The sequence below is a fragment of the Caldisalinibacter kiritimatiensis genome (assembly GCF_000387765.1).
Classification (GTDB): Bacteria; Bacillota; Clostridia; order Tissierellales; family Caldisalinibacteraceae; genus Caldisalinibacter; species Caldisalinibacter kiritimatiensis.
In genome coordinates this window covers 1-4,235 of sequence record NZ_ARZA01000068.1, presented here as the reverse complement: position 1 = coordinate 4,235, position 4,235 = coordinate 1, and the positions used below count along the sequence as shown (strand labels likewise).

4 protein-coding genes are annotated in these 4,235 nt (G+C 30.0%); all 4 read left to right on the top strand.

The genetic code is table 11. The features are described from left to right. On the top strand, nt 1-1,045 hold a 1,045-nt coding region (gene fabF, locus L21TH_RS03410; protein WP_034429206.1), incomplete at its 5' end, for a beta-ketoacyl-ACP synthase II. A gap of 210 nt (nt 1,046-1,255) precedes the next feature. Continuing rightward, nucleotides 1,256-1,978, top strand: coding sequence for a ribonuclease III (gene rnc / locus L21TH_RS03405; protein ID WP_006308995.1), 723 nt, complete (start codon nt 1,256-1,258; stop codon nt 1,976-1,978). Then, nucleotides 1,971-3,071, top strand: a complete 1,101-nt coding sequence (locus L21TH_RS03400) for an elongator complex protein 3 (protein ID WP_006308993.1) — start codon at nt 1,971-1,973, stop codon at nt 3,069-3,071. Before rnc ends, L21TH_RS03400 begins: the two co-directional genes overlap by 8 nt. A 150-nt stretch (nt 3,072-3,221) precedes the next feature. After that, the coding region (locus L21TH_RS03395) for a chromosome segregation SMC family protein (protein ID WP_034429204.1) at nt 3,222-4,235 on the top strand (1,014 nt) is incomplete at its 3' end.

Genomic DNA, 4,235 nt, shown 5'->3' with positions numbered 1-4,235 from the left:
AGAAGCAAAGAGAATGGATAGATTTACTCAGTTTGCAGTAGCTGCTAGTAAAATGGCAGTTAAAGATGCAGACTTAGATATAGATAAAATAAATAAAGAAAGATTTGGTGTAATTTTAGGTTCAGGAGTAGGCGGAATAGAGACGTTAGAAAAGCAAAAGGAGAAATTGATAAAAAAAGGACCTAAAAGAGTGAGTCCATTTTTCGTCCCGATGATGATAGGAAATATAGCAGCAGGGCAGGTTTCAATAACATTAGGGGCAAAGGGTGCAAATGAAACAGTAGTTACTGCATGTGCTTCTTCTACTAATGCTATAGGTGATAGCTTTAAAGTAATACAAAGAGGAGATGCAGATATCATTGCAGCTGGAGGTTCAGAAGCTGCTATCACTCCGTTAGCACTAGCAGGCTTTTCTTCAATGAAGGCTCTGTCCACAAATAATGAAAATCCACAAGTGGCTAGTAGGCCTTTTGATAAAGATAGAGATGGGTTTGTAATGGGAGAAGGAGCAGCTATTTTAATACTAGAGGAGCTTGAACATGCTTTAAATAGGGGAGCCAAAATATACTGCGAAATTGTAGGGTACGGAATGACTTCTGATGCTTATCATATAACGGCGCCAGCTGAAAATGGAGAAGGAGCAGCTAGAGCTATGAAACTTGCTTTAGAAGATGCAAATGTTTTACCAGAAGAAGTAAATTATATAAATGCCCATGGAACTTCAACTTTTTACAATGATAAAAATGAAACATCTGCTATTAAAACAGTTTTTAAAGACAATGCTTATAAATTAAAAGTAAGTTCAACTAAATCTATGACTGGGCATCTATTAGGTGCTGCAGGAGCATTAGAAGGAGCAGTATGTTCATTGGCAATACATGATGATTTTATACCACCAACGATTAATTATAAGACTAGAGATGAAGAATGTGATTTAGATTATGTACCTAATAAAGGTATTGAGCATGAAATTAATTATGCTATTTCTAATTCTCTTGGTTTTGGTGGACATAATGCTACTGTTGTGTTTAAAAAGTATCTTTAGTTAAAAGGCTATTTGTATAGTTTTATACAAATAGCCTTTTAAGTTTATAATCGGGTTTTATAAGCAAATTTGTGTTAAGTTTAAATTAGACAAAAGGTATTACTGAATATAAGGATTGAAAAGTATAAAATAATTTGCATGAGTATTAAATATTATAGTAAACTATATAATGAATTATTATAAATAAACAAATTAGATTTGGAGGTAACTATGAAACAGCACATAGAAGAATTAGAACATAAAATAAGCAAGATACAAAAATCAATTAAATATACATTTAATGATAGTGATATATTGATAAGAGCCTTGACACATAGTTCCTTTGCTAATGAGCATAAGGATTTAAATATAAAATATAATGAAAGACTTGAGTTCTTAGGTGATTCAGTTTTAAGTATTGTCGTAAGTGATTATATATTTGATAAATATCCCAATTATCCAGAAGGAGAATTAAGTAAACTTAGAGCTACGGTTGTATGCGAAACAGTTTTAGCAACTGTGGCTAAGAAGTTAAGTCTTGGCGAATATCTATTATTAGGAAAAGGAGAAGAAGTTACTGGTGGAAGAGAAAGAGTTTCTATTTTAGCTGATGCATTAGAGGCATTAATAGCATCTATATATTTAGATGGGGGATTAGAATGTACTAGAAAATTCGTTTTAGATAACCTTTCAATTTTTATTGAAAAAGCAGTTGAAGGAAATTTAATTACTGACTATAAGACACAATTACAAGAATTTTTACAGAGAACTACTAAAGAAGAAATAAAATATAAAGTTATCAAAGAAGAAGGGCCAGACCATAATAAGAAATTCTATGTACAAGTTAGTGTAGGAAATAATGTGTTAGGAAAAGGAAGTGGAAAGAGCAAGAAGATAGCAGAACAAAATGCAGCTAAAGAAGCTTTAGAAAAGTTAGGTGTTGTCAATGAGTAATGTATATAGAATAATACCTGTTTTTGTTCCACATAAAGGGTGTCCATTCGACTGTGTATTTTGTAATCAAAAAAAGATTACAGGATTGAGTACTGATGTTACTAAGGAAAACGTAGAAGAAACTGTAAAAGAATATATAAGAACTATTCCTGATTGTAATGAAGAATTAGAGATTGCCTTTTATGGAGGAAGTTTCACTGCGATAGATATGGGTACTCAAGAGGAACTCCTAGAGGTTGCATATAGATATAAAAACAAAGGCCTTATAGACAGAATAAGGTTGTCTACCAGACCGGATTATATTGACTATAAAAGATTATCTTTGCTTAAAAAATATCAAGTAGATACTATTGAATTAGGTGTGCAGTCTATGGATGAGGGAGTGTTAAAAAAATCTAATCGTGGACATACATCTAATCATGTTCGGGAAGCAGTGGAATTAATTAGAGAATATAAATTTAACCTAGGAGTACAGATGATGTTAGGATTACCGGGAGATAATAAAGAAAAATCATTGTATACAGGTATAGAAATAATAAAGCTTAAACCGGATTTTGTTAGGATATATCCGACATTAGTAGTTAAGGATACTTATTTAGAAAAGCTTAATGACAATGGTAAATATAAGCCTTTATCACTTAATGAAGCAATAGATATAAGCAGTGAATTATTAATGCTTTTTAAATATTATGGTATTACGGTAATTAGAATAGGTTTACAGCCTTCTGAAAATATTACATTAGATGGTGATGTTGTTGCAGGACCATTTCATCCAGCAATAAGACAGTTAGTAGAATCAAGGGTTTATAGAGAAGTTTTAAATCAATATTTTTCTGAGAATGTATATAGTGAGGATATAGTAATCGGTATAAACAAAAAAATGATATCTACCTTTGTAGGGCAGAAAAAGGAAAATATTAAATATATAAAAGAAAAATATAATATAAGCAATATTAAAGTTATTTCTGAAGAGATTGATAAGGATTGTATTAATATATATATGAATGAAGCAAAAGACCATATAGTAATTAAAGACTATATACAATTATATTTAGAAAAGAGGAATTTGCTAAGTAAGGTAGAATATAAATAAGGGAATCCAAAGGTTGAATTTAATTAAGTAAAAACAAAATGTGGTTATTAAATTAAATTAGGGTTTCCACTTGACATGGAAACCTTTTAGCTTTTATTATGTAGCAAATAAAATCAGCACAAATCTACTAATTATTTAGAGGTGATAATATTGTATCTGAAACGGTTAGAGGTTCAAGGCTTTAAATCATTTGCCGATAAGACAGAGATAGATTTTGAAAAAGGTGTAACAGCTGTAGTAGGACCAAATGGTAGTGGAAAAAGTAATATTTCAGATGCTATTAGATGGGTATTAGGAGAACAAAGTGTAAAAACTTTAAGAGGAAGTAAAATGCAAGATGTTATATTTGCTGGAACAGCTAAAAGAAAACCTTTAGGTTTTGCAGAAGTAACTCTTGTATTAGACAATAAAGATGGGAAATTACCTGTAGATTATTCAGAAGTTAGTGTTACAAGGAGAATGTTTAGGTCAGGGGAAAGTGAGTATTATATCAACAAGACTTCATGTAGATTAAAGGATATTAGAGAACTATTTATGGATACTGGTGTTGGAAAAGATGGTTATTCTATTATTGGACAAGGTAGAATTGATGAGATATTAAGTACAAAATCAGAAGATAGAAGAAATATTTTTGAAGAAGCTGCAGGAATAGTTAAATATAAAACTAGGAAAGGTGAAGCGGAGAAGAAGTTAGAAAAAACAAAGGAAAATTTAGTTAGGATAAATGATATTATTAGTGAATTAGATTCTCAAATTGACCCGCTTAAACAACAATCAGATAAAGCAGAAAAATATTTAGAATTAAAAGAAAAACTTAAAGAGGTGGAAGTAAATCTATTTGCTAGAGAGATTGAAAGACTTAGAAACCAGATTTCTGAATTAGATGAAAAAAAGAAAAGTGTAACAGAAAAGTTAAGTAATTATGAGGATACTAGAGATGAATTAGAGAAAAAATATAATGAAGTAAAAAAAGAAATAGAAAAAATGGACGAAAATATTGAAGATATTCAAAACTTGAAGTATAACACACAAAATAATATAGAAAAAATAGAGAGTAATTTAAGGTTAAATAATGAAAAAATCATTATGTTAGAAAAAGATACTAATAGACTAGATAAAGAAGTTATTGAAATTCAAGATAGATTAGTAAATCTTGATAAAGAA